This window comes from Streptomyces sp. NPDC044719 (genome assembly GCF_056433405.1).
This window is the reverse complement of the sequence record NZ_JBWKHE010000011.1, coordinates 202311-225160: the sequence shown is the minus strand read 5'-3', so window position 1 is coordinate 225160 and position 22850 is coordinate 202311. Positions and strand designations below refer to the sequence as shown.

At 72.1% G+C, this 22850-nt stretch carries 19 protein-coding genes; 5 read left to right on the top strand and 14 right to left on the bottom strand.

Annotation, left to right across the window (positions count from 1 at the left end; genetic code table 11):
• Positions 1 to 23: 23 nt before the first annotated feature.
• Positions 24 to 1154, bottom strand: a complete 1131-nt coding sequence (locus AC07DF_RS36800) for a glycoside hydrolase family 6 protein (RefSeq protein ID WP_478981253.1) — start codon at positions 1152 to 1154, stop codon at positions 24 to 26.
• A gap of 175 nt (positions 1155 to 1329) precedes the next feature.
• On the opposite strand from AC07DF_RS36800, the gene AC07DF_RS36795 reads away from it, so the two are divergent.
• On the top strand, positions 1330 to 2022 hold the full coding sequence (locus AC07DF_RS36795) for a DUF5995 family protein (RefSeq protein ID WP_478981117.1): 693 nt from the start codon (positions 1330 to 1332) through the stop codon (positions 2020 to 2022).
• A 79-nt stretch (positions 2023 to 2101) separates the two neighbouring features.
• Positions 2102 to 3058, top strand: a complete 957-nt coding sequence (locus tag AC07DF_RS36790) for a hypothetical protein (RefSeq protein ID WP_478981115.1) — start codon at positions 2102 to 2104, stop codon at positions 3056 to 3058.
• On the opposite strand, the gene AC07DF_RS36785 is transcribed toward AC07DF_RS36790, so the two are convergent.
• A complete protein-coding gene (locus AC07DF_RS36785; protein WP_478981113.1) occupies positions 3019 to 4716 on the bottom strand; it encodes a flavin monoamine oxidase family protein in 1698 nt (565 codons plus the stop codon). The genes AC07DF_RS36790 and AC07DF_RS36785 overlap by 40 nt on opposite strands.
• A 44-nt stretch (positions 4717 to 4760) precedes the next feature.
• Entirely contained in the window at positions 4761 to 5549 is a 789-nt protein-coding gene (locus tag AC07DF_RS36780) for a carbon-nitrogen hydrolase family protein (protein WP_478981111.1), read from the bottom strand.
• A 308-nt stretch (positions 5550 to 5857) separates the two neighbouring features.
• On the opposite strand from AC07DF_RS36780, the gene AC07DF_RS36775 reads away from it, so the two are divergent.
• Positions 5858 to 6415 carry a Repetin gene (locus AC07DF_RS36775; RefSeq protein WP_478981109.1) on the top strand — a complete coding sequence of 186 codons (558 nt, stop codon included), beginning with the start codon at positions 5858 to 5860 and terminating at the stop codon, positions 6413 to 6415.
• Here the strand turns inward: AC07DF_RS36775 and AC07DF_RS36770 are convergent.
• The 7 genes from AC07DF_RS36770 to rpe form a co-directional block, all read right to left on the bottom strand.
• Positions 6390 to 7535: an MFS transporter gene (locus tag AC07DF_RS36770; RefSeq protein ID WP_478981251.1), complete on the bottom strand. Its 1146-nt coding sequence runs from the start codon at positions 7533 to 7535 to the stop codon at positions 6390 to 6392. The genes AC07DF_RS36775 and AC07DF_RS36770 overlap by 26 nt on opposite strands.
• Before the next feature lie 116 nt (positions 7536 to 7651).
• Positions 7652 to 8104: an Lrp/AsnC family transcriptional regulator gene (locus AC07DF_RS36765; RefSeq protein ID WP_003988931.1), complete on the bottom strand. Its 453-nt coding sequence runs from the start codon at positions 8102 to 8104 to the stop codon at positions 7652 to 7654.
• Between the two features lie 10 nt (positions 8105 to 8114).
• Positions 8115 to 9581 carry an amino acid permease gene (locus AC07DF_RS36760; RefSeq protein WP_478981107.1) on the bottom strand — a complete coding sequence of 489 codons (1467 nt, stop codon included), beginning with the start codon at positions 9579 to 9581 and terminating at the stop codon, positions 8115 to 8117.
• A gap of 331 nt (positions 9582 to 9912) precedes the next feature.
• Positions 9913 to 11355, bottom strand: a complete 1443-nt coding sequence (locus AC07DF_RS36755) for a GuaB1 family IMP dehydrogenase-related protein (RefSeq protein WP_478981105.1) — start codon at positions 11353 to 11355, stop codon at positions 9913 to 9915.
• A 108-nt stretch (positions 11356 to 11463) separates the two neighbouring features.
• A complete protein-coding gene (locus AC07DF_RS36750; protein WP_478981103.1) occupies positions 11464 to 11838 on the bottom strand; it encodes a barstar family protein in 375 nt (124 codons plus the stop codon).
• Positions 11839 to 11841: 3 nt separating this feature from the next.
• Positions 11842 to 12885: a sugar-binding transcriptional regulator gene (locus AC07DF_RS36745; RefSeq protein ID WP_382497562.1), complete on the bottom strand. Its 1044-nt coding sequence runs from the start codon at positions 12883 to 12885 to the stop codon at positions 11842 to 11844.
• A gap of 78 nt (positions 12886 to 12963) precedes the next feature.
• Positions 12964 to 13650 (bottom strand): ribulose-phosphate 3-epimerase, encoded by a 687-nt coding sequence (gene rpe, locus AC07DF_RS36740; protein ID WP_189726416.1) that lies wholly within the window; start codon positions 13648 to 13650, stop codon positions 12964 to 12966.
• A gap of 134 nt (positions 13651 to 13784) precedes the next feature.
• On the opposite strand from rpe, the gene AC07DF_RS36735 reads away from it, so the two are divergent.
• On the top strand, positions 13785 to 15932 hold the full coding sequence (locus AC07DF_RS36735; protein WP_478981101.1) for an MMPL family transporter: 2148 nt from the start codon (positions 13785 to 13787) through the stop codon (positions 15930 to 15932).
• On the opposite strand, the gene AC07DF_RS36730 is transcribed toward AC07DF_RS36735, so the two are convergent.
• Together AC07DF_RS36730 and fmt are read right to left on the bottom strand one after the other, a co-directional pair.
• Positions 15913 to 17340 (bottom strand): RsmB/NOP family class I SAM-dependent RNA methyltransferase, encoded by a 1428-nt coding sequence (locus AC07DF_RS36730; protein ID WP_478981099.1) that lies wholly within the window; start codon positions 17338 to 17340, stop codon positions 15913 to 15915. The genes AC07DF_RS36735 and AC07DF_RS36730 overlap by 20 nt on opposite strands.
• Positions 17341 to 17405: 65 nt before the next feature.
• Positions 17406 to 18338 carry a methionyl-tRNA formyltransferase gene (gene fmt, locus AC07DF_RS36725; RefSeq protein WP_478981097.1) on the bottom strand — a complete coding sequence of 311 codons (933 nt, stop codon included), beginning with the start codon at positions 18336 to 18338 and terminating at the stop codon, positions 17406 to 17408.
• A 328-nt stretch (positions 18339 to 18666) separates the two neighbouring features.
• Here fmt and AC07DF_RS36720 point away from each other — a divergent pair, with 328 nt between their 5' ends.
• Positions 18667 to 19218 (top strand): hypothetical protein, encoded by a 552-nt coding sequence (locus AC07DF_RS36720; RefSeq protein ID WP_454360744.1) that lies wholly within the window; start codon positions 18667 to 18669, stop codon positions 19216 to 19218.
• Between the two features lie 146 nt (positions 19219 to 19364).
• Here the strand turns inward: AC07DF_RS36720 and AC07DF_RS36715 are convergent, their stop codons facing one another.
• Complete coding sequence (locus AC07DF_RS36715; protein ID WP_478981095.1) at positions 19365 to 21518, bottom strand: primosomal protein N'; 2154 nt, start codon at positions 21516 to 21518, stop codon at positions 19365 to 19367.
• Between the two features lie 118 nt (positions 21519 to 21636).
• Positions 21637 to 22845, bottom strand: coding sequence for a methionine adenosyltransferase (metK, locus tag AC07DF_RS36710; RefSeq protein WP_454360742.1), 1209 nt, complete (start codon positions 22843 to 22845; stop codon positions 21637 to 21639).
• Positions 22846 to 22850 lie beyond the last annotated feature (5 nt).

The window sequence follows — 22850 nt, the reverse complement described above, 5'->3', positions numbered from 1 at the left end:
TGTGGCAAGGCGGGTCGTAGCGTCTACGGCGAGGCCAGCTCGTAGGCGTACGACGCCGTGAACGTCCCCGGCCTGCCCTTGCAGCCGTCCGACTCCCCGGGGAGCTTCACCCACAGGTAGGCGTCGATCCGGGGCTCGCCGGTGCCGAGGGTCGGGGTCCGGCCGAGCTTGCGGCCCGACGGGTCGCACCACTCCCCGTCGGCCGGGGCGCCGTTGCCGTTGCGGCTGGTGTCGATGACGGCGCCCAGGCTCGCCGGGCCGCCGAGGGCGTCCAGGACCCGCCGGTCGTAGGCGACCTCGTCGGCGGTGGTGTGGAAGTTGGAGACGTTGCTGAAGATCCCGTCGGAGGACTCGGGCGAGGCGGCACCGGCCTGCCGCAGCCACGCCGCCTGCTTGCCGGGCGCGTGCCAGCCGGAGTGTCCCGCGTCGAAGTACACGCGCGCCCGTGGGTTGGCGGCCTTCAGGACGCGGCCGGCCCGGGCCAGCGAGGCGAAGCGGTCCGCGCGGTCACCGGCGGAGAGGCACTCGGTCTGGGCGACCGAGTCCGGCTCCAGGACGACGATGACCTCGCCGGAGCCCAGCCCGGCCGCGAACCGGTCGATCCAGGCGTCGTACGCGTCCAGGTCGGGCGCTCCGCCCTGGGAGTGGCCGCCGCAGTCCCGGCCGGGTATCGCGTACGGCACGACGACGGGCACCCGGCCCTGGGCGGCACCGCCGGACGTCACCGCGGCGACCCGGGCGGTGAGCGTGTCCGGGGAGTAGTCGGCGAACCAGACGGCGGCCGGCCGGTCGGCTATGCGGGACGCGATGACCTCGTGGCGCGGGTCGCCGTCGTTGGCCCGGATCCAGTCGAGCACCTGGGAGTCGGGGTGGCGGTAGAGCCGGCCGGTCACGGCAGGGGCCGTCTTCTGCTTCCTGGTCTCGGCCTTCCGGGGTGAAGGCGCGGGGACGGCGCTCTTCGTCGGAGACGGTGTGGGTGAGGCGGATTCGGAGAGCGACGGCGACACCGACGGCACCGCGGGCAGGGGCGCCAGGCGGGGCGAGGCGGACACTCCGGAGGGCCGGGCCTCGTCCGAGGACCGCCCTTCCTCGACCGCGGAGAGCGCCCCGGCGACCACGCCGGCCGCGACCACGAAGGAGGCCGCCACGGCCATCGCGCCGTGCCGGGCGGCGCGCCTGCGCTCGGCCCTGCGGGCGGCCAGGCGCTGGGCACGTAAGCCTGACACGGTGCTGCTCCCCCTCCCCCTGCGGCGGGCGGCGTTCCCCCGTTTCGGGGAAGCGCCGGGCCAGCCGGTACTCCCGCCAGCCTAGAGCTGGGACTCTGCCCGCATGCCGCGATGCGAACAAGTCCCCTCAGCCGTGGACACTCCGGTCGACGGAGTCATCTCCCGTATGCGCGCCCTCGATGCGGCACTGCACCCCCGGGACGGGGTGGCGGTCTTCAACCGCGTCTACCTGACGGTGACGGAGGCGGTGGACCGGTACGTCGACACCGGGCGGTTCGCGGACCCGCATGCCGCGATCACGCTGGACGTACGGTTCGCGGAGCGGTACCTGGAGGCCGTCGAGGCGGCGGCCGCAGAGCGGCGCCCGCCCGCCTGCTGGCGGCCGCTGTTCCAGTTCCGCCGCCATCCCGGGGTACGGCCGTTGCAGTTCGCCCTCGCGGGCATCAACGCGCACATCGGGCACGATCTCGCGCTGGCCGTCGTGGACACCTGCCGTACGCTCGACTGCGCACCCGCCGACCTGGAGGACGAGTTCGACACGGTGGGCGATCTCCTCGTCTCGCTGGAGGAGCGCATCCGCGAAGATCTGATGCCGGGTCCCGACCTCCTCCAGATCGCGGACCCGCTGACCCATCTGCTCGGCTCCTGGAGCCTGGACCGCGCCCGGGACGCCTCCTGGACGGCGGCCCGGGCCCTGTGGGCGCTGCGCGGCCTCCCCGACGTGGCCCAGGAGTTCACCGAACACCTGGACGCGGCGGCGGGCCTCGCGGGGCGCATGCTGCTGACGCCGTTGTAAAGGTGATCCAACTCGGTTGCACCGGCGGCGACTTCGGCCGTGGGCTTGGTGACAGGATCGTTCACTACGCTGTGCGCGCATGGTCGGATTACGCGCGTGGGCGGCTCGTCGGCGCAGCTCGGTGCTCTTGGTCCTCGATGTTCTGGGCGGCGTTTCCTGGGTGGCGCTCGGGCTGTCGCTCGCCCTGGTCTGGGGCAGTTTCGTCGGGTTCGTCACGCGAAGCGAGGAGGAGGACCGGCCCGGTGGTGCCGCGATGGCACCGGCATCCCCGTCCGACGAGTTCTCCTATCCCGAGTATCCCGAGGAGATCGAGCGGGAGCGTCGCAGCCTCTTCGACGTCCCGGTCGTCCACACGAACCCGCGAGCCCTGGGGCTCGTGGCGGATGCGCCGCCGCGCCGGTTCCGGGTCGAGATTCCGGGCGCCCGGGTCGCGTCGGACCCCGGCGAGTCACAGGCGGTCGCCAGCGCGGGTACGCAGATAGGGGTGAAGCTGCACTGCTCCGGTGCCGGTGTGCGGTGCACGCCACTGTCGTCGGAACGACAGAGTGTCCTGAGCCGCGAGGACGTCGCGGTCTGGCTGTGGGAAGTGCGGGCCGAGCGTGCGGGGACGTTCAGCGTCGCGCTCACCATGACCTCCTACCTCCGCGACACCGACACGGTGCTGGTGGAGAGGCCGCCTCTGATCTGGAGCGTGGACGCGGTGGCGCCGCCGGCGGACGACGACTGGCTCTCCTGGGCCAGGGACCTGTGGCGACACGTGACCGAGGCGATCACCGGCCTGGGCGGACTCGCCGTGTCGGTGAGCGCCATCGCCGCCGTGATCGCCATGGTGATCCGACGCAGGCTTCCGTCCGGTGAGCCGGACGACGGCGCCGGCACCGCCGCTCCCGTACCGGAGGCCGGCCGGCGCCCGCGGCCACGACCGATGCGGCGGGTACAGCGGGTGCGGCGGGTGCGCTCACGCCTCGGTCGGACCGCTCGCGGGGCCCGAGCCCGTCAGTCCTCCGGGAGTTCCACCGGCGCGATCTCGTCATAGACGTCGCCGGGGCCCGGGTTGGTCGGGTCGGTCGTGCCGCCGAAGTGGTGCATGACGCCCCAGACCGCGTTGAGGGCGGTCTGGACGGCGCCCTCGGCCCAGCCGGCCGTCCAGGAGATGTCGTCGCCGGCGAGGAAGATGCCGCGCTTGTCCTCGGGCAGCTCCTCCTGCATGAAGTGCGTGAACAGGCGCCGCTGGTAGCGGTAGTGGCCGGGCAGGTTGGCCTTGAACGCGCCCATGAAGTAGGGCTCGTTCTCCCAGGAGACGGTCACCGGGTTGCCGATGATGTGCTTGCGGATGTCGACCTTGGGATAGATCTCGCCGAGCGACTTCAGCATGACCTCCATCCGCTCGTTCGCGGACAGCGGCAGCCACTTCAGGCTGTCGTCGCACCAGGTGTAGGAGAGGCAGATGACGGCTGGCTTGTCCGGGCCGTCGTCGAGCAGGTAGGTCCCGCGCGTCATCCGGTCGGTGAGCGTCATCGACATGACGTCCCGGCCGGTCTCCTCGTCCTTGTCCAGCCAGAAGGGCCGGTCCACGGGCACGAAGAGCTTCGAGGACTCCATGTAGTGGGTCCGCTCGATCGCGGTCCAGTGGTCGATCGGGAAGAGCGAGTCGTCACAGTCGATCTTCGACAGCAGCATCCAGGACTGGGCGGTGAAGATCGCCGTCCGGTAGGTGCGGATGTCGCCGCGTGCGTCGGTGACGGTGATGCGGTTGCCTGCCGTGCGGTGCAGCCGGGTCACCGCCGGGCGGGGCTCGCCGCCCTCGTGCAGGCTCGCGAGCGAGGTGCCCTGGGCCCAGTGGACGATCTTCTCCGGCTCACGCTCCCACAGGCGCAGCGGCAGCTGCTGGGAGCCGCCGACGATACCGCGGTGGTGGTCGTCGGCCTCGGTGTAGACGACCCGGAGGATCTCCAGGATGGAGTTGGGGAAGTCGGTGTCCCAGCCGCCCGTGCCGAAGCCGACCTGGCCGAAGATCTCGCGGTGCCGGAAGGACTTGAACGCCTCGGAGTCGCAGAGGAAACCGTAGAAGGTCTGGTTGTCGAGCTTCTCGACGAGCCGGGACCAGATCTCGCGGATGCGCGGGACGTCCCGCTCGCGCAGGGCCCGGTTCATGTCGGAGAAGTCGGCGCCCTCCTCCAGGCACCGGTTCCAGGCCTCGGCGACGTCCCGGTAGACCTGGGGCAGGTCGGCGACCGTCTCGGCGTAGTGCGACTCGCCCTTGAGATCGACGACGGTCGACGGGGTCGCCTCCGCCAGGGGGTTGGGGAAGGACCGCGTCTGAAGACCGACCAGATCGATGTAGTGCTGGAGCGCGGTGGACGACGGTGGGAAGCGCATCGCGCCCATCTCGGCGGTCAGGGACTCGTCGCACCCGTCGAAGCCCACCGTCCGCAGCCGGCCGCCGATCTGGTCCGCCTCGTACACGACCGGCTTGAGGCCCATCTTCATCAGCTCGTACGCGGCGACGATGCCGGACAGGCCGCCGCCGATGACCGCGACCTCCGTGCCGTGCTCCGTCGCGGGTATCTGCCCGAGACCCGCCGGGTGGGCGAGGAAGTCGTCATAGGCGTACGGGAAGTCCGGGCCGAACATGGTGATCGGCGGCTGCTGCGCGTCTGCGTGCTCGACGGCGTTGGGCACGGTGGACGTCATGGGGTACGGACTCCTTGCAGAAGAAACAAACAGGTGTGAGGGGATCAGGCGAGCGACCCGTAGAGGCCCGGGCGCCGGTCCAGCAGATACGGGTTGGCCTCGCGGGACGCGGCGAGGAGCGCCGGGTCGACGTCGGCGAGGGCGAGCTCCTCGCCCCGTCCGGCCCGGGTGCGGGCGATCCCGTCGGGCCCGGCGAGCGTGGACAGCCCGACGAACTCGAACTCGCCCTCCTGGCCGACCCGGTTGACGTACGCGACGTACATCTGGTTCTCGAAGGCCCGCACCGGGATCATCGACTCGGCGACGAACTGGAACGGGTGCATCTGGGCCGTGGGGACGACAAGCAGGTCGGTGCCGGCCAGGGCGTGGGCGCGGACGTTCTCCGGGAACTCCACGTCGTAGCAGATGAGGATGCCGACGCGCAGACCGTCGATCTCCGCCTGGACGACCGGCTGGTCCCCCGGGGTGAAGTGGTCGCGCTCGAAGCAGCCGAAGAGGTGGGTCTTGCGGTAGTTGGCGAGCCGGGTGCCGTCGGCGGAGATCAGCTGGGCCGAGTTGAACACGGCGTCGCCCGCCCGCTCCGGGTAGCCGTAGGCGATCGCCAGACCGTGGCAGGTCGCGATCTCGGCGATCGCGTCCGCGCAGTCTCCGTCGGCGGGCTCGGCGAGGCGGCCGATGTCGTCGCCGATCGCGTACCCCGTCAGGAACATCTCCGCCGTGACGAGCAGCCCGGCGCCCGCGGCGGCGGCCCGGCCCGCGGCCTCGTCGAGGACCTTGAGGTTCTCGACGGTGGAGCCGGGGCGGCCGGAGCTCTGAAGCAGGGCGGTGCGCATGCGTGTTCCTCACCGGGACGCGGAGGGTTTTCGGGGGCCTGATAGACGGTACGGTCGGCGGGCTCGGCCGGACAAGGAGCAGCCATTGCGCGCCGGTGAGCTGATCATTGCGTCCGTCGAGGGCTCGGCGGCGATTCGTTGCGGGACCGCGGTCGTACGTCGGTCCTCCCGTGGGCGCAGACCGGTGCGGCGCTCCCCCGCCGGGCGGTGGAGGCGGGGTCACGACCCCGGAGCGATGTGGGGCGGGCGCCGCGCCGGGACAGTGGTGAGCGTTCCGACGACCTGTTTCCCTTGCGGAAAGGACCGCCATGAACCGCCGTACGAAGACCGCCGTGTTCGGGGCCGCGCTGCTGCTCACCGCGACCGCCGCGGCGGCCTCCGCCGCCGCGTCCTCCGAATCCGGCTCCAATTCTCCGGTGCAGGCGCGTGAGGCCGCCGCGCTCACGGGCAAGGCCAAGCTGTACCGCTCGGCCGGGGACGACATCACCTTCTCCTTCGACGCGCATCTGGCCGCGAAGGACAAGGCCGACCCGATGAAGGCCACCGGCACCTTCGAGTGGAGCCACTATCTGAACGGCGAGGGCGCCCGGGCGAAGGCGAAGGTGGACTGCCTGGTCACCGGCGGCAAGGTGGCCGTCGTCTCCGGTGTCATCACCTCCTCCGACCTGCCCGGCGCGAAGGGCAAGCGGGTCGGGATCACCGTGCACGACCTCGGTCACCGCGACCGGCTCGGCTACAGCTGGGCCTCGACAGGCACCCCGGTCGAGACGAAGGACCTGCCCAAGTGCGTGGGCTCCGCGCCCTTCGAGAAGGTCAAGAAGGGCACCGGCGACTTCTCGGTCATCCCCTGGCAGCCCGACTTCTAGCGGCCAGCAGCAGCGCGGTCACCAGGTACGGCACGGCGAACCACGCGAAGGCCGTGCCGTGTCCGCCGGCCGTGCCGAGCACCCCGTAGCCGCCGTACACGGCGACGGTGGCCAGGTCGGTGCCAAGACCGGCGACCGAGGTGAGGGTGGCCCGGCCGGTGTCGTCGATGCGCTGCTGGAGCCGGACGTCGGCCAGCACGCTCGCCGCCTGGAAGCCGCCGAAGGCGAGCGCCACGAGGGCGATCCCGGCCAGGGTCCCTGCCCCGGCACCCATGGCCAGGGCGAGTGCGGCGCCTGCGAGCAGTGCCGCAAGGCCCTTCTCTCCCAGGCGTTCGCCCGCCCCGGCCAGCAGGCCTCCGGCCGTGGCGCCCGCCCAGATCAGCAGGAGCAGGTAGGGCACCAGCGCGTCGGAGACACCGGTGTCCCTCACCAGCAGCGGCGTGTACTCGTCGAGGGCGCCCCACACCGCCGTGACGGCCGGGACCAGCAGGATCGCTCCACGTACGGACCGGTCGGCGCGTGCCTCGACGAGCCCGGCCCTGAGGGTCGCGATCCAGCTGTCCTGCCCGGCCGCCGGGGTCCGGTGTTCCGGGAGCCGGGCCGCCGTCGCCGCCGCGAGCAGGCAGACCAGCACGCTCGCGGCGCCGACGGCGGTGTGGCCGCCCCAGGCGAACACCGGTCCGGCCAGTCCCGTCGCCGCCATCACGGCCACCAGACCGGCCGCACGCGCCCGGCCCATGACACGGGCGTACCGGCCGGCCGCGCCGAGCCGCTCCAGTTCGTCGTAGACCAGCGCCTCACGCGCGCCGGAGGCGAGGGCTCCGCCCGCGCCCCACAGCAGGAAGCCCAGCGCGAAGGCGCCGTACGACGGGAGGAGCGTCCACAGGGCGAAGCCGGCGGCGGTGAGCAGCGGGCCGAGCCACAGCAGCAGCCGGCGGGAGACGGCGTCGGCCCAGGCGCCGGAGGGGACCTCCAGAGCCACGCCGGTGATCGACCACAGGGCGAACAGGGAGGAGATCTGCCAGACCGACAGCCCGGTGTCGCGGAACAGCAGCGCGTACACCGGGTAGAGCAGGACGAAGTCCTCGAGGAACGCGTAGCCGTACAGCGTGCCGGTCAGCCGGCGGACGCCGGACGTACGGCGCTCACGGCGCTCGTCGGAGGACGCGGATGAGGATCAATGTCGCCAGGTCATGACATTGATGGTAGGCCGGTGGGGCGGATCGCGCCGCTGGATTACGTGGGCGATCCCGAGGAGAAACGCCGCAGCAGCGGCGACAGCACGAGGACGGACTTGGTCCGCTCGACGAACGGCTCTCCGGCGATCCGCTCCAGGACCCGTTCGAAGTGCCGCATGTCGGAGGCGAAGACCTGGGCGATCGCGTCCGCGTCCCCGGTGACGGTGGACGCGGCCACGACCTCCTGGTAGCGCTCCAGGCCCCGCTGAATGGTTTCCGGGGAGGTGTTGCCCCGGCAGTAGATCTCGACGAACCCCTCGGTCTCCCAGCCGAGGGCGCCCGGGTCCACCCGGACGGTGAAGCCGGTGATGGCTCCGGTGGCGCGCAGCCGGTCCACCCGCCGTTTCACGGCGGGTGCGGACAGGCCGACGATCTGGCCGATGTCGGCGTAGGAGCGGCGGGCGTCCTCGGCGAGGGCGTGCACGATGCGTTCGTCGAGATCGTTCAGCACAGTGGGTTGATCACTTCTCGGATGGTGCGAGTCGGGAACGGCGATAGCCGTACACGAAGTAGAACACGAGCCCGGCGGCCATCCAGACACCGAAGACCACCCAGGTCACGGCCGACAGGCTGCCCATCATCCAGATGCAGAAGCCGAAGCCCAGCGCGGGCATGACCGGTGAGAGCGGCACCCGGAAGGTGCGGGGCATGTCCGGTCGGGTCCGGCGCAGCACCACGACGGCCACGTTGACGAGCGCGAAGGCGAACAGGGTGCCGATGCTGGTGGCGTCGGCGAGCTGCCCGAGCGGGATGGCGGCGGCCAGCACACCGCAGAACAGCGACACGATCAGGGTGTTGGCGCGGGGGGTCTTGGTCTTCGGGTGGACCCTGGAGAAGACCTTGGGCACCAGTCCGTCGCGGGACATGGCGAAGAGGATGCGGGTCTGGCCGTACAGCACGGTCAAGACCACGCTGGCGATGGCGATGACCGCGCAGAACGCCAGCAGCGTGCCCCAGAAGGTCTGCCCGGTGACCTCGCGCATGATCTGGGCGAGGGCGGCCTCGGAGTCGGTGAAGTCCTTCCAGGGCTTGGCGCCGACCGCGACGGCGGCGACGAGGACGTACAGCGCCGTGACGATGACCAGCGACAGCATGATCGCGCGGGGCAGGTCGCGCTGTGCGTTCTTCGCCTCCTCGCCGGCGGTGGAGGCGGCGTCGAAGCCGATGTAGGAGAAGAACAGCGTCGCCCCGGCGGCGCTCACACCCGCCATGCCCAGCGGCATGAAGTTCTCGTAGTTGCCGGAGCGGAAGCCCTGGACGCCGATGGCGCAGAACATCACCAGCGCGGCGATCTTCACGATGACCATGACGGTGTTGGCGCGGGCGGACTCCTTGGCGCCGCCCAGCAGGAACGCCATCGCGAGCAGGACGACGATCAGCGCGGGCAGGTTGAACACGCCGCCGTCGCCGGGCGGGGCGGACAGGGCGGCCGGGATGGTGACGCCGATGGTCCCGTCGAGCAGTTCGTTGAGGTACTCGCCCCAGCCGACCGCGACGGCGGCGACCGAGACGCCGTACTCCAGGACCAGGCACCAGCCGCAGACCCAGGCGATCAGCTCGCCCATCGTTGCGTACGCATACGAGTAGGAGGATCCGGCGACCGGGATGGTGCCCGCCAGCTCGGCGTAGGACAGGGCCGAGAACAGGGCGGTGAGGCCGGCGATGACGAAGGAGAGGGTGACGGCGGGGCCCGCCTTGGGGGCGGCCTCGCCGAGGACGACGAAGATGCCGGTGCCGAGGGTGGCACCGATGCTGATCATGGTGAGCTGCCACAGGCCCAGGGAGCGCCGCAGCGACCCTCCCTCGCCCTGGCCACCCTCCGCGACCAGGCGTTCCACCGGCTTGCGACGCATGAGGCGCGCACCGACGCCCGGGGCGGGCGGGGTGGTCTGACTACTGCTGGGCGGGGGTGCGCCTTGGTCGAGCACGTGCTGGGCTCCTTATCGCTGCCGGTCAGGGCGGCAGGGAGCGGCGGCACCTCTTGAGCAGAGCCCCACCGAGCGGGGTCCCTGCCACGCCACGTACGAGGCGACAGCCTACGAGGATCGGCGTTGCTGGTGAAATGCAGCAACCTTGCGCATGCCCGCAAGATCGTTGCGTTCCTCGGGACTCGGTGGGTGTTCGTTGCGGGGCGGCTGTCGACCGTTGCGTTACGGGCCGTCAGAAGAAGGCGGCGGATCTCGAGAGGGAACACGCGCGCCGACACGAGAAACGGCCCCCGGTTGTTCACCGAGGGCCGTAACGAAGGGCGTTGGCGCGTCAGCTCCAGCTGGCGTGCAGGGGCTTGCCCTCCGCGTAACCGGCGGCGCTCTGGATGCCGACGATGGCCTTCTCGGCGAACTCCTCCAGGGAGCCGGCACCGGCGTAGGTGCACGAGGAGCGGACGCCCGCGATGACCGAGTCGATCAGGTCCTCGACGCCCGGGCGGGCCGGGTCGAGGAACATGCGGGAGGTGGAGATGCCCTCCTCGAACAGCGCCTTGCGGGCCCGGTCGTACGCCGACTCCTCCGAGGTGCGGTTGCGCACGGCACGCGCGGATGCCATGCCGAAGGACTCCTTGTACGCCCGTCCCTGCGCGTCGTGCTGGAGGTCGCCCGGGGACTCGTAGGTGCCCGCGAACCAGGAGCCGACCATCACGTTGGACGCGCCGGCCGCGAGCGCCATCGCCACGTCGCGCGGGTGGCGGACGCCGCCGTCGGCCCACACGTGCTTGCCGTACTTCTTCGCCTCGGCGGCGCACTCCAGGACGGCGGAGAACTGCGGCCGGCCGACGCCGGTCATCATGCGGGTGGTGCACATGGCGCCGGGTCCGACACCGACCTTGACGATGTCCGCGCCCGCCTCGATGAGGTCGCGCACGCCCGCGGCGGCCACGACGTTGCCCGCGACGATCGGCACCCGCGGGTCGAGGTCGCGCACCAGCTTCAGGGCGCTGATCATCGACTCCTGGTGGCCGTGCGCCGTGTCGATGACGAGCGCGTCGACGCCCGCGTCCAGCAGCTGCTGGGCCTTGCCCGCGACGTCGCCGTTGATGCCGACGGCGGCGGCGATGCGCAGCCGGCCCTGCGCGTCGGTGGCCGGCTTGTAGAGCGTGGCGCGCAGGGCGCCCTTGCGGGTGAGGATGCCGGCGAGCGTGCCGTCCTTGTTGACCGCCGGGGCGTAGCGGCGGTTGGCGTGGTCGAGGGTGTTGAACGCCTCGCCCGGGTCCATGTCCGCGTCGATGAGCAGCAGGTCCCGGGACATGACCTCGGTCAGCTGCGTGAAGCGGTCCACGCCGGACAGGTCGGAGTCGGTGACCACACCGATCGGCCTGTGGTTCTCGTCGACGACGACCCCGGCGTTGTGCGCGCGCTTGGGCAGCAGCGCCAGCGCGTCCGCCACGGTCTGGTGCGGGGCCAGCATGATCGGGGTGTCCAGGACCAGATGGCGGCTCTTCACCCAGGAGACGACGTCGGTGACCACGTCGTTCGGGATGTCCTGCGGTATCACCACGAGGCCGCCGCGGCGGGCCACGGTCTCGGCCATCCGGCGGCCGGCGATGGCGGTCATGTTGGCGACGACGAGCGGGATGGTGGTGCCCGTGCCGTCCGGGGAGCTGAGGTCGACGCCCTGCCGCGAGCCGACCGCGGAGCGGCTCGGCACCATGAAGACGTCGTCGTACGTCAGGTCGTACCCGGGCTGGATGTCATTGAGGAAACGCACGTGCTGCACATCCCAGTCGTTCAGAGGTGACCCCCGAACCGGACGGTCCGGGGGAAAGAGCACGTACTTCATTGTCCCACGACGACGGCCCCAACGTCCCTGAGCGGATCATCCAGGCTGGTCAGGGGGCCTCTCGGAGGATGCTCCAAGGCCGAGGGTCACGAAGAGGCCCGGCCCCCGGTCCGTCGCCTCGGCGAAGATCTCCTCGGCGACCTGCCACTCCTCGGGCCGCGTCTCGGCGTACGCCCGCCAGCCCCGCACGACGACCAGCAGCCCCCGCTCCTTTGACCCCTCGGGCCAGAGGGCGGGGTCGGCCAGGCAGTCGGCGAGGGCGTCCCAGTTGCGGCCGAACCAGTCGGGCAGGGCCAGGTCACGGGCACAGCGGTCCATGAGGCCCGCCTTGTCCGTGACCCCGTCGAGGTCGAGAACGACCACGATCCGGCCCGCCGGGTCGTCCGGCACCTGGTGCGGCTCCCTCACCATCCGTCAGACTCCGTCCGGGTCGGCCCTGTTGAGCGCGGACTTCGGCGCCGGCCCCGCCGTCATCAGGTAGTCGGCGGCCGACGTGTCCGTGACCAGGCTGGTGACCAGCCCGGACCGCAGCACCGCGTCGATCGCGGGCCCCTTGCGCTGCCCGCCCGCGATGGCGACGACCTCTGGGACGCGGCGGAGCTGGTGGGTCTTGACGGTGATGCACCGCTCGCCCAGGTCGCGGCCGACCCGGCGGCCCTCGGCGTCGAAGAGGTGCGCGGACATCTCGGCGGCGACACCGAGGGAGGCGTAGTGCGCGCGCTCCTCGTCACTGAGCATGTCGTGCACCGTGGAGATGCCCGGCTCCCAGGAGCCGATGGAGACACAGGCGACGGTGACCTTGTCGAAGTGCTCGAAGGCCCGGGCGATGCCCGTCTGGTTGCGCAGTGCCGTGGCCGTGGCCGCGTCGGGCAGCAGCATCGGCGCGTAGATGGGGTGGGCGTCACCGCCGGACACCTGGGCGGCGCGGCGTACGGCCTCGACCGAGCCGCGCTCGGCGGTCCCGGCGTCGTACACGCCCGTCAGCTGCACCACCGTGCACGGCGGCAGCCGGTCGAGCGCCGCCGCCATGTGGATCGTGGAACGGCCCCAGGCCAGTCCCAGCACATCACCTTCGTTGACCAGTTCGCCGAGCAGGTCGGCGGCCACCTCTCCCAGGTTCTCGGGGTCGGGTGTCTCCTCGGCCTCGGCCGGGGACTCGACCACGACAGCGTGCCTGAGGCCGTAGCGGGCGCGGAGCGCGTCCGAGCGCTCGGCGTCCAGCTCGGCCGGCACACGGATCTCGATGCGTACGAGATCCCGTTCGAGGGCGGTCTCCAGGACCCGGGCCACCTTGAAGCGGCTGACGCCGAACTCCTCCGCGATCTGGATCTTGGACTTGCCCTCGAGGTAGAAGCGGCGGGCCATGGCCGCCGCCTGCACCAGCTCAGCGGGTCCCATCCGCATGGCTGACCGGCCCGCCGACATACCCGACACGGCGATCTCCTCACTGCTGTTCACACTCTGGATTCGCCGTTCATCCTTGCAGATCCGGCGCGCTTGATCAGCCCTGATCGGAGCCGTTCACTTTGCTGTGGCTCAGTGGTCGCAGGCCCAGGATGCCTTGGCCGTCGTCGCCTCAGCCTGCGTGCGTAGTGCACGTACCGCCTCGGCCGGGTCTTTTGCCCCGTAGACCGCCGATCCGGCCACGAAGACGTCGGCTCCGGCGTCGGCGCACCGCTCGATGGTGGAAGCCGAAACTCCGCCGTCGACCTGAAGCCAGAGCTCCAGACCGTGCTTGCTGATCAACTCGCGGGTGCGGCGAATCTTCGGAAGCATGATGTCGAGGAAGGCCTGTCCCCCGAAGCCCGGTTCGACCGTCATGATCAGCAGCATGTCGAGCTCGGGGAGCAGGTCCTCGTACGGCTCGATGGGGGTCGCGGGCTTCAGCGCCATGGAGGCGCGGGCGCCCTTGGCGCGGATCTCCCGCGCGAGCCGGACCGGTGCGGCGGCCGCCTCGACATGGAAGGTGACGGAACCGGCCCCCGCCTCCACGTACTGGGGCGCCCACCGATCGGGGGCCTCGATCATCAGGTGGCAGTCCAGCGGAGTGTCCGTCGCACGGGCGAGAGACTCTACGACCGGCACCCCGAGCGTGAGGTTCGGGACGAAATGGTTGTCCATGACGTCGACGTGGAGCCAGTCGGCTCCCTCCACCGCCTTCGCCTCGTCCGCGAGGCGAGCGAAATCGGCGGACAGGATGCTGGGGTTGATCTGCGCGGCCATGGCCTAAGCCTATGCGCTGCGCTGGGCTTGGGCGGTGGGGGTCCGGGGATTGGCGGTTCCCGTCGAGTGCGGGTCGTGCGTGGCTGGTCGCGCAGTTCCCCGCGCCCCTTCAGGGCATCGCTGCGGAGGTCCCCATGACAAGCAACCGCGGTATCGGTCATTGGGTCTGCGGGAGGCGGGCCAAGTGGCTGGTCCTGGTCTTGTGGCTGGTCGTGCTGTTCGTGGCGGCGCCGTTCGCGATGAAGCTCACCGATGCGCAGGACAACGACGCGGCGTCCTGGCTGCCGGGGTCCGCGGAGTCGACGCAGGTGCTGGAGTTGTCGAAGGACTTCCGTCCCGAGCAGATCCCCGCGGTCGTCGTCTATGCCCGGGACAGCGGGCTCACCGCACAGGACCGCGCGCAGATCACCGAGGACGCGGCAGAGCTGAGGCAGCTGCGCGACCACGGCATCCGGGGCGCGGAGACCCGGGGGCCCGTCTACGACCGGCAGGCCGATCCCCGGGCCGCGGAGATCCTCGTACCGATCACGATGGACGAGCAGGGCTGGGAGCGGATCGCGCCCGCGGTCGACTCCATGCGGGACGTCACCGGCGACAGTCACGGCGGCCTCGCCGTGCACATCACCGGGCCGGGCGGCACGTCGGCGGACTTCTCCAAGGCCTTCGAGGGCATCGACTCGACGCTGCTGGTGTCGGCCATGGCCGTCGTCATCGTCATGCTGCTGATCACCTACCGCAGTCCCACCCTGCTGCTGGTCCCGCTGCTCGCCGTGATCGCCGGGCTGTTCACCGCACAGGCGCTGATCTATCTCCTCGCCGAACACGCCGACCTGACCGTCAACGGGCAGAGCGCCGGCATCCTCACGGTGCTCGTGTTCGGCGCGGGGACGGACTACGCGCTGCTGCTCGTGGCGCGCTACCGGGAGGAACTGCGCCGTCACGAGGACCGGCACGAGGCGATGGCGCTCGCCCTGCACCGGGCGGGCCCCGCGGTGCTCGCCTCCGGGGCGACGGTCGTGCTGAGCATGCTGGTGCTGCTGGTCGCGGAGATGAACTCCACCAGCGGCCTGGGCCCGGTCGCCGCGATCGGCGTGGCGGTCGCCCTCCTGGCGATGATGACCCTGTTCCCGGCCCTGCTGGTGATCTTCGGCCGCTGGATCTTCTGGCCGGTGATCCCGCACCTCGGCTCGGCCGACCCCACCGGGCGCGGCGTCTGGGCCCGCACCGGCCGCGGTATCGCCCGCCGTCCACGCATGGTCTGGGCGGTGACGGCCATCGTCCTCGCAGTCTGCTCACTCGGCCTCATCCAGCTGCGCGCTGAGGGCATCGGCAACGCGGACGCCTTCACGGGCAAGCCGGACTCGATCGTCGGCCAGGAGGTCGCCGAGCGGTACTTCCCCGCCGGCAGCGGCAACCCGCTCGTCATCGTCTCCAACCAGGCGCAGGCCCGGCAGGTGGGCCGCGCGGTCGCCGGGACCGAGGGCGTCGTGCCGACCTCGCTCGGCCTGCCCCCGGCCACCAGACCCGTGTACGAGGGCAAGGTGCTGTTCGAGGCGACCCTGGCCGATCCGGCGGACAGCGAGGCGGCCAAGCAGACCGTCGAAAGGGTGCGGGACGCGGTGCACGCGGTGCCGGACGCGGACGCCCAGGTGGGCGGCGGCACGGCGGGGCTCATCGACATGGACAAGGCGACGATCCACGACAACATCGTGATCATCCCGCTGGTCCTGGCCGTCGTCCTGCTGATCCTGTGCGCGCTGCTACGGTCCCTGATCGCCCCGGTGCTGCTGGTCGGGACGGTGATCCTGTCCTTCACGGCGGCCCTGGGCATCAGCGCGCTCGCGTTCCGCCACATCTTCGACTACGCGGGCGAGGCGACCGACTTCCCCCTGTTCGTCTTCGTCTTCCTGGTCGCCCTGGGCATCGACTACAACATCTTCCTCACCACCCGCATCCGCGAGGAGGCGGCCCGCAAGGGCACCAGAGAGGGCGTGATCACGGGGCTTGCCGCCACCGGCGCGGTCATCACCTCCGCGGGCCTGGTGCTGGCCGGCACGTTCGCCGCCCTCGGCACCCTCCCGATGGTCGCCTTCGCCGAGATCGGCTTCGCGGTGGCCCTCGGGGTCCTCATCGACACGTTCATCGTGCGCTCGGTCCTGGTGACGTCCCTGTTCCTGGACGTGGGACCGAAGGTGTGGTGGCCGCACCGGCTGGCCAGGGAGGACGGCGGTGCGGCACACCAGGAGAGCGTCGGGGCGGGGGTCAGCCGGTCCGGCGAATGAGGGCCAGGTACATGGCGTCGGTGCCGTGCAGATGCGGCCACAGCTGGATGTCGGGTCCGTCGCCCAGATCCGGTACGCCGGGCAGCAGCGGCCGCGCGTCGACGAGGTCGGTGTCCGGCATCTGCTTGAGCACGTCGGCGACCACGGCGCGGGTCTCGGCGAGGTGCGGCGAGCACGTCGCGTAGCCCACGACGCCGCCGACGCGCACCGACTCCAGGGCGGTGCGCAGCAGCCCGCGCTGCAACGGCGCGAATCCCTCCAGGTCGTCGGGCCGGCGCCGCCAGCGTGCCTCGGGGCGGCGCCGCAGGGCCCCCAGGCCGGTGCACGGCACGTCGACCAGGACCCGGTCGAAGCTGCCGGGCCGCCACGCCGGACGGGTTCCGTCCGCGGCGATCACCTGGTACGGACCCGGGTTGCCGTCCAGCGCGCCCGCCACGAGCCTGGCCCGGTGCGGCTGCTTCTCGGAGGCGAGCAGCAGCGCGCCCCGTTCGGCGGCGAGGGCGCCGAGCAGCGCGGCCTTGCCGCCGGGCCCCGCGCATCCGTCGAGCCACCGCCGGTCGGGCCCGTCCAGCGGCGCGCCCGCGAGGGCGATCGCGACGAGCTGGCTGCCCTCGTCCTGCACACCCGCGCGCCCGTCCCGGACGGCCTCGATGGCGCCCGGCTCGCCGCCCTCGGTCAGCCGTACCGCATACGGCGACCAGCGCCCCGGCACGGCGGCGTCCTCGTCGAGCAGTTCCCCGGTGGTGGCCCGCCCGGGCCGCGCCACCAGGGTCACCTCGGGCCGCTCGTTGTCGGCGCGGAGCAACCCCTCGATACCGGTCCGCCCGCCGCCGAGGGAGTCCCACAGCGCGGACACGACCCATCGCGGATGCGAGTGGACGACGGCGAGGTGGTCCTCGGGATCCTCGTCGTAGGGCGGCGCGACCCGCTCGAGCCAGCCGTCCAGATCGTCCTGCGCGATCTTCCGCAGGACGGCGTTGACGAACTTGGCCCGTCCGTCGCCGAGTACCACCCGCGCGAGCTCGACCGTGGCGGACACGGCCGCGTGGGTCGGGATCCGCGTCCCGAGCAACTGGTGCGCGCCGAGGCTCAGCACGTCCAGCACCGGCGGGTCGACGTCCCCGAGCGGCCGGTCCACGCAGTTCGCGATGACCGCGTCGTACGTCCCTTGCCACCGCAGCGTGCCGTACACCAGCTCGGTGGCGAGCGCCGCGTCCCGCGCGTCGAACTTCTCGGGTCCCTCGTTCTCCCGTGCTTTGCGCAGCAACGGCGGCAGGACGAGGTTGGCGTAGGCGTCGCGCTCGTCCACTGCCCTCAGCGCCTCGAAGGCGAGGATGCGGACGGGGTCCTTCTTGGGCCGACGGTAGGGCTTGCCGGACGTGCGGGGCCGACGGGGCTGTTCGCTCACGAAAAAGGTGCTCCGGGTGTGAGAAGAAGTGCGCCGTCCAGCCTACGCCGCCGCAAGCAGGGGCATCAGCCCCCCAGCCGCTCCCCGTCGGCGATCCGCACGCCACGCGCCCAGTCCGCGGCCCTCATCGGCTTCTTGCCCTGGGCCTGCACCCAGAGCAGCTCGACTCCGTACGAACCGGTGCCGACGTACACGTTGTTCTTCCCCGCGGAGATCTGCCCCGGGGCGAGGTCCGCCCGGTCGGGCACGGGGGTGACCTGGATGAGCTTGAGCCGCTCGCCGCGGAACGTGGTCCAGGCGCCGGGGGCCGGGGTGCAGCCCCGTACCATCCGGTCGACGCGCAGCGCGGGGGCGGCCCAGTCGAGGTGGGCGTCCTCGACGTTGACCTTCGGCGCCTGGCTGATGCCGTCGGCCGGCTGCGGTACGGCCTTCAGCGTGCCGTCCTCGATCCCGTCCATGGTCGCCGCGAGCAGCCCGGCACCGGCGAAGGCGAGCCGCGTCAGCAGGTCCCCGCTGGTGTCGGTGGCCCGGATCTCCTCGGTCACCGTCCCGTACACCGGCCCCGAGTCGAGCCCCTCCTCGATCAGGAACGTCGATGCACCGGTGATCTCGTCGCCGGCCATGATGGCGTGCTGCACGGGCGCGGCCCCGCGCCAGGCCGGCAGCAGGGAGAAGTGCAGATTGACCCAGCCGTGCGCGGGGACGTCGAGGGCGACGCGGGGCAGCAGCGCCCCGTACGCGACGACGGGACAGCAGTCCGGCGCGATCTCCCGCAGTCGCTCGAGGAACTCGGGGTCCTTCGGCTTCGCGGGCTTGAGCACCTCGATCCCGGCCTCCTCCGCCCGCTCGGCGACGGGCGACGCGACCAGCCTGCGCCCGCGCCCGGCCGGCGCGTCGGGCCGCGTGACGACAGCGGCCACCTCGTGCCGCCCGGAGGCGAGAAGAGCGTCCAGAGCGGGAACGGCGACCTCGGGTGTACCGGCGAAGACGAGCTTCATGGGGTGGTGGGGGCCTCTCGGGGGCGGGGATCGACAACGGGCAACGCCCAAGTCTATGAGCCCCGCACGGAAAGCCGCCGACGGCGCCCAGCCCCGCGCGGGAGAGCTCAGCCTCTTGATCGGCTGTTACCGGCGGTGCGCGGGTGGGAGACACACGCCGAAGGCCGAAGGCCGAGGCGCACACCCCGCACAAACAGGCGCACTCATACGCTTCCACGCCCCCACACCGTGACCCGCGGAGCGAATCCGCGTTGGTCAAGACAGAGTTGACCACAACGGGCCGTGATCACGGCCCATTCCTTTCAACGCCGGTTCGAGAGGCTTGTTCATGGCCGACCACGCAACCCACGACGCCCAGGCTCGGGCCAGCCTGCACTTGCTGGTGCGGGACATCGAGCGGGTCCGCCGGCAGGTGGACGCACTGCGCACCCTCACCGCCCAGCTGGGCAATGTCTACCGCCCGCGCCGCTCCGGCCCTTCCACGGGCTTCGTCGTCTACGGACGCGCCCCCGCCCCGACGGTACGTCTCGCCCAGGAGCTGCGGGACAGTGTCGAGACCCTGGTCACCGCGGCCGTGGACTTCGACCGCTCGCTCGGCTTCTCGTGGGACGCGGTGGGCTCCGCGCTCGGAGTCACCAAACAGGCGGTGCACCGCCGTTACGGCGCACGCCGTGCCGCGACCACGGCCCAGGCGGCCACGGCCGAGCCGGAGCGCACGCCGGAGCCGACGGGCGGTCGCGCGGTCGGCATGCCCACCGGCCTGCCCACGGTCCCGACGGTCCCCGCGGCCCGCTCCATGCCCACGCAGCCGACGGCAGGCAGCCCCGCACTCCGCGACGAGGCACGGCCGACGGCGTTCCCCGGCCCGCGCAACGGCTGAACCGCCCTCGCCCTGCCCTCCCGGGACGCCTTCGGGAGGGCAGTCGCACATCCGGGCGACACCCCGCCGACTCCGGCGGCACCAGGGCCGGTCCGGCGGGTGGCGGGGTCGACGCCCCTTCCGCGCCGGCTCACCCGGTCAACGGCTCACCCGATGTCAGCCGGATCGATCCGCACCCAGACGCCGGCCCCGCTCCCGCTTCCCCGAGCCATCCGCGCGGCCTGCGCGGCCTTGAGCGCTGCGGCCAGCGCGGCCCCCTTCCCGGGCGGCACCCGCAGCAACGCGCGCTCCCACTGCTCGCCGGGCGGCGGCGCCCCCGCCCGCCGCGGCCGCCCCGCGGCGGGGACGGGCAGCGGCACCGGTCCCAGCACCTCCGCCTCCGGGGGCAGTTCTGCCGTACGGAGAAATTCGGCCACCGCCTCCGCCGGCCCCGACACGGCCGCCATCCGCGACACCGGCGGAAACCCCAGCTCGGCCCGCTCGGCGAGCTCCCGCACCGCGTGACCGACGGGATCCCACCGTACGAGCGCCTGGACGGGCCGCAGCGTCGGCTCCGCGACGACCACCACCGTGCCGCCGGCCGACTGCGGCCGGACGAGTGCCCCGGCCGCGATCCACCGCCGCAACGCGTCCTCCCCGGCCCGCAGATCGGGCCGCCCGAGCATGGCCCACCCGTCCAGCAGCAGCGCCGCCGCGTACCCGCCCTCGGCGACCGGCTCGGCCCCCGGCGTGCTCACCACCAGCGCGGGCGCCCCCGGGACCGTGTCGAGCACGTGTTCACGCCCCGAGGTCCGCACCGGGACCGCGGGGAAGGCCCGCCCGAGCTCCTCGGCGGTCCGGCGCGCTCCCACCACCGAGGCGCGCAGCCGGAAGGCACCGCACTCCGGGCAGTGCCAGCCGCTCTCCTCGCGGCCGCACCACCCACAGCACAGGGCACCGCCGTCCCGTGTCTCCAGCGGCCCGGAGCAGTGCCGGCACCGCGCGGGCGCCCGGCAGTTGGCGCAGGCCATGCGCGGCACGTAGCCCCGCCGGGGCACCTGCACCAGCACCGGGCCGTGCCGCAGGCCGTCCCTGACGGCCTGCCAGGCGAGGGTCGGCAGCCGGGCGGCCCGGGCGGCCTCGTCCCGGGCGAGGTCCCCGTCCCCCACGGTGCGCACGAGCGGAGCGGCTCCCCGGACCTGCTCCCGTCCGGCGACGAGCGGCCGGGCCCACCCGCTCTCGACGAGCTGCGCGGCCTCCACCGTGCAGCCCCAGCTGCCCAGCAGGAAGCCGCACTTGTCCTGGGCGGCCCGCAGCAGGAGCACCTCTCGCGCATGGGGCTGCGGGGCGTGCTGCTCGCTGTGGCTGTCGTCCCCGTCGTCCCAGAGGGCCACGAGCCCGAGGTCCTGTACCGGCGCGAACATCGCGGCCCGCGTGCCGATCACGGCCCGTACGGAACCGCGGCGCACCGCGAGCCACTGCGCGTACCGCTTCTCGGGCCCCGCGTCGGCGGTGAGCACCGCGTGCCGCCCCTCCCCGAGCAGGGAGGTCAGGGCGGCGTCCGCTCGTGCGACGGCCCGTCCGTCGGGCAGGACGGCGAGCGCGCCGCGCCCGGAGGCCAGGGTCGCCGCGACGGCCCGGGCCAGCTCCTCGCTCCACTGCGGCCCCGGCAGCGCGTTCCACACGGCCCGTGGAGCACCGCCGGACGCCAGCGACTCCACGAACGCCGCTCCCCGCTCGTAACGCTGCCAGGATCCCGCCTCGGGGGCCGGGGGCGGCGGCAGGGGCGCGGGCGAGGCGCGCTTCTCGGCGCGCGCGTTACGCGGCGGCACGGCGAGTTGCAGGACGTCGGCGAGGCTGCCCGCGTACCGGTCGGCGACCGCCCGGGCCAGCCCCAGCAGTTCCTCGCTCAGCACCCGCTCGGGCGACACGACCTGGGCCAGGGCGGCCAGCGGCCCGGAGTACTCGGACTCGGTCAGCCGCTCGACGAGGAACCCGTCGATCAGCCCGCCGCCTTCACGCCGCCCGTCCCGCACCCGGTGCCGCCCGGCCCCGAAGCGCACCCGCACCCGCACGCCCGGCTGGGCCTCGGCGTCCAGTTCCTCGGGCACCGCGTAGTCGAAGTACCGGTCGAGATGGAGCACGCCCTTGTCGACGAGGACGCGCGCCACAGGCCGTTCCTTGGCGAGCGCGGCTCCCCGCCAGGTCCGCGGCTTGGCCCGGGGCGTATTGGCCTTCCGCACGCTCTCCCGGATGAGCGCGAGCTGCTCGGGCGGCGCACCCTCGACGCCGCCGTCCGCCTGTCCGTTCTCGCTGCTCACGCTTGCATTCTTACCAAACACCACTGACAACCGGCGGTGCCGGCGAAGCCACGGACGACGACGAGGCCCGGCCCCCCGAAGGGTGCCGGGCCTCACCGGTGCCGTGAGGGCGTCGGACCTACAGGCCCGCCGCCTTGCGCAGCGCGTCCACACGGTCCGCCTGCTCCCACGTGAACTCGGGAAGCTCACGTCCGAAGTGACCGTACGCCGCGGTCTGGGCGTAGATCGGGCGGAGCAGGTCGAGGTCGCGGATGATGGCGGCCGGGCGGAGGTCGAAGACCTCGTCGATCGCCTTCTCGATCTTGTCCGTGTCGATCTTGGCCGTGCCGAAGGTCTCGACGAACAGGCCCACCGGCTCGGCCTTGCCGATCGCGTACGCCACCTGGACCTCGCAGCGGGAGGCGAGGCCCGCCGCCACGACGTTCTTGGCGACCCAGCGCATCGCGTACGCGGCGGAGCGGTCGACCTTGGACGGGTCCTTGCCGGAGAAGGCACCGCCGCCATGGCGGGCCATGCCGCCGTAGGTGTCGATGATGATCTTGCGGCCGGTCAGGCCGGCGTCGCCCATCGGGCCGCCGATCTCGAAGCGGCCGGTGGGGTTGACCAGGAGACGGTAGTTCTCCGTGTCGAGCTTGATGCCCTCGTCGAGCAGCGCCTTGAGCTCCGGCTCGACGACGAACTCCTTGATGTCAGGAGCCAGCAGCGAGTCCAGGTCGATGTCGGAGGCGTGCTGGGAGGAGACCACGACGGTGTCCAGGCGGACCGCCTTGTCGCCGTCGTACTCGATGGTGACCTGGGTCTTGCCGTCCGGGCGCAGGTAAGGGATGGTGCCGTTCTTGCGCACCTCGGACAGGCGCTTGGACAGGCGGTGGGCCAGGAAGATCGGCAGCGGCATCAGCGTCGGGGTCTCGTCCGTCGCGTAGCCGAACATCAGGCCCTGGTCGCCCGCGCCCTGCTTGTCGAGCTCGTCCTCGTCGCCCTCGACACGGGACTCGTACGCCGTGTCGACACCCTGGGCGATGTCCGGGGACTGTGCGCCGATGGACACCGAGACGCCGCAGGAGGCGCCGTCGAAGCCCTTCTTCGAGGAGTCGTAACCGATTTCGAGGATCTTGTTCCGGACCAGCGTCGCGATGTCCGCGTACGTCTTGGTCGTGACCTCGCCGGCCACGTGTACCAGGCCGGTCGTGATCAGAGTCTCGACGGCGACCCGAGAGGTCGGGTCCTCGCGGAGCAACGCGTCGAGAATGGTGTCGCTGATCTGGTCAGCGATCTTGTCAGGGTGACCCTCGGTCACAGACTCCGAGGTGAACAGGCGACGGGACACAACGC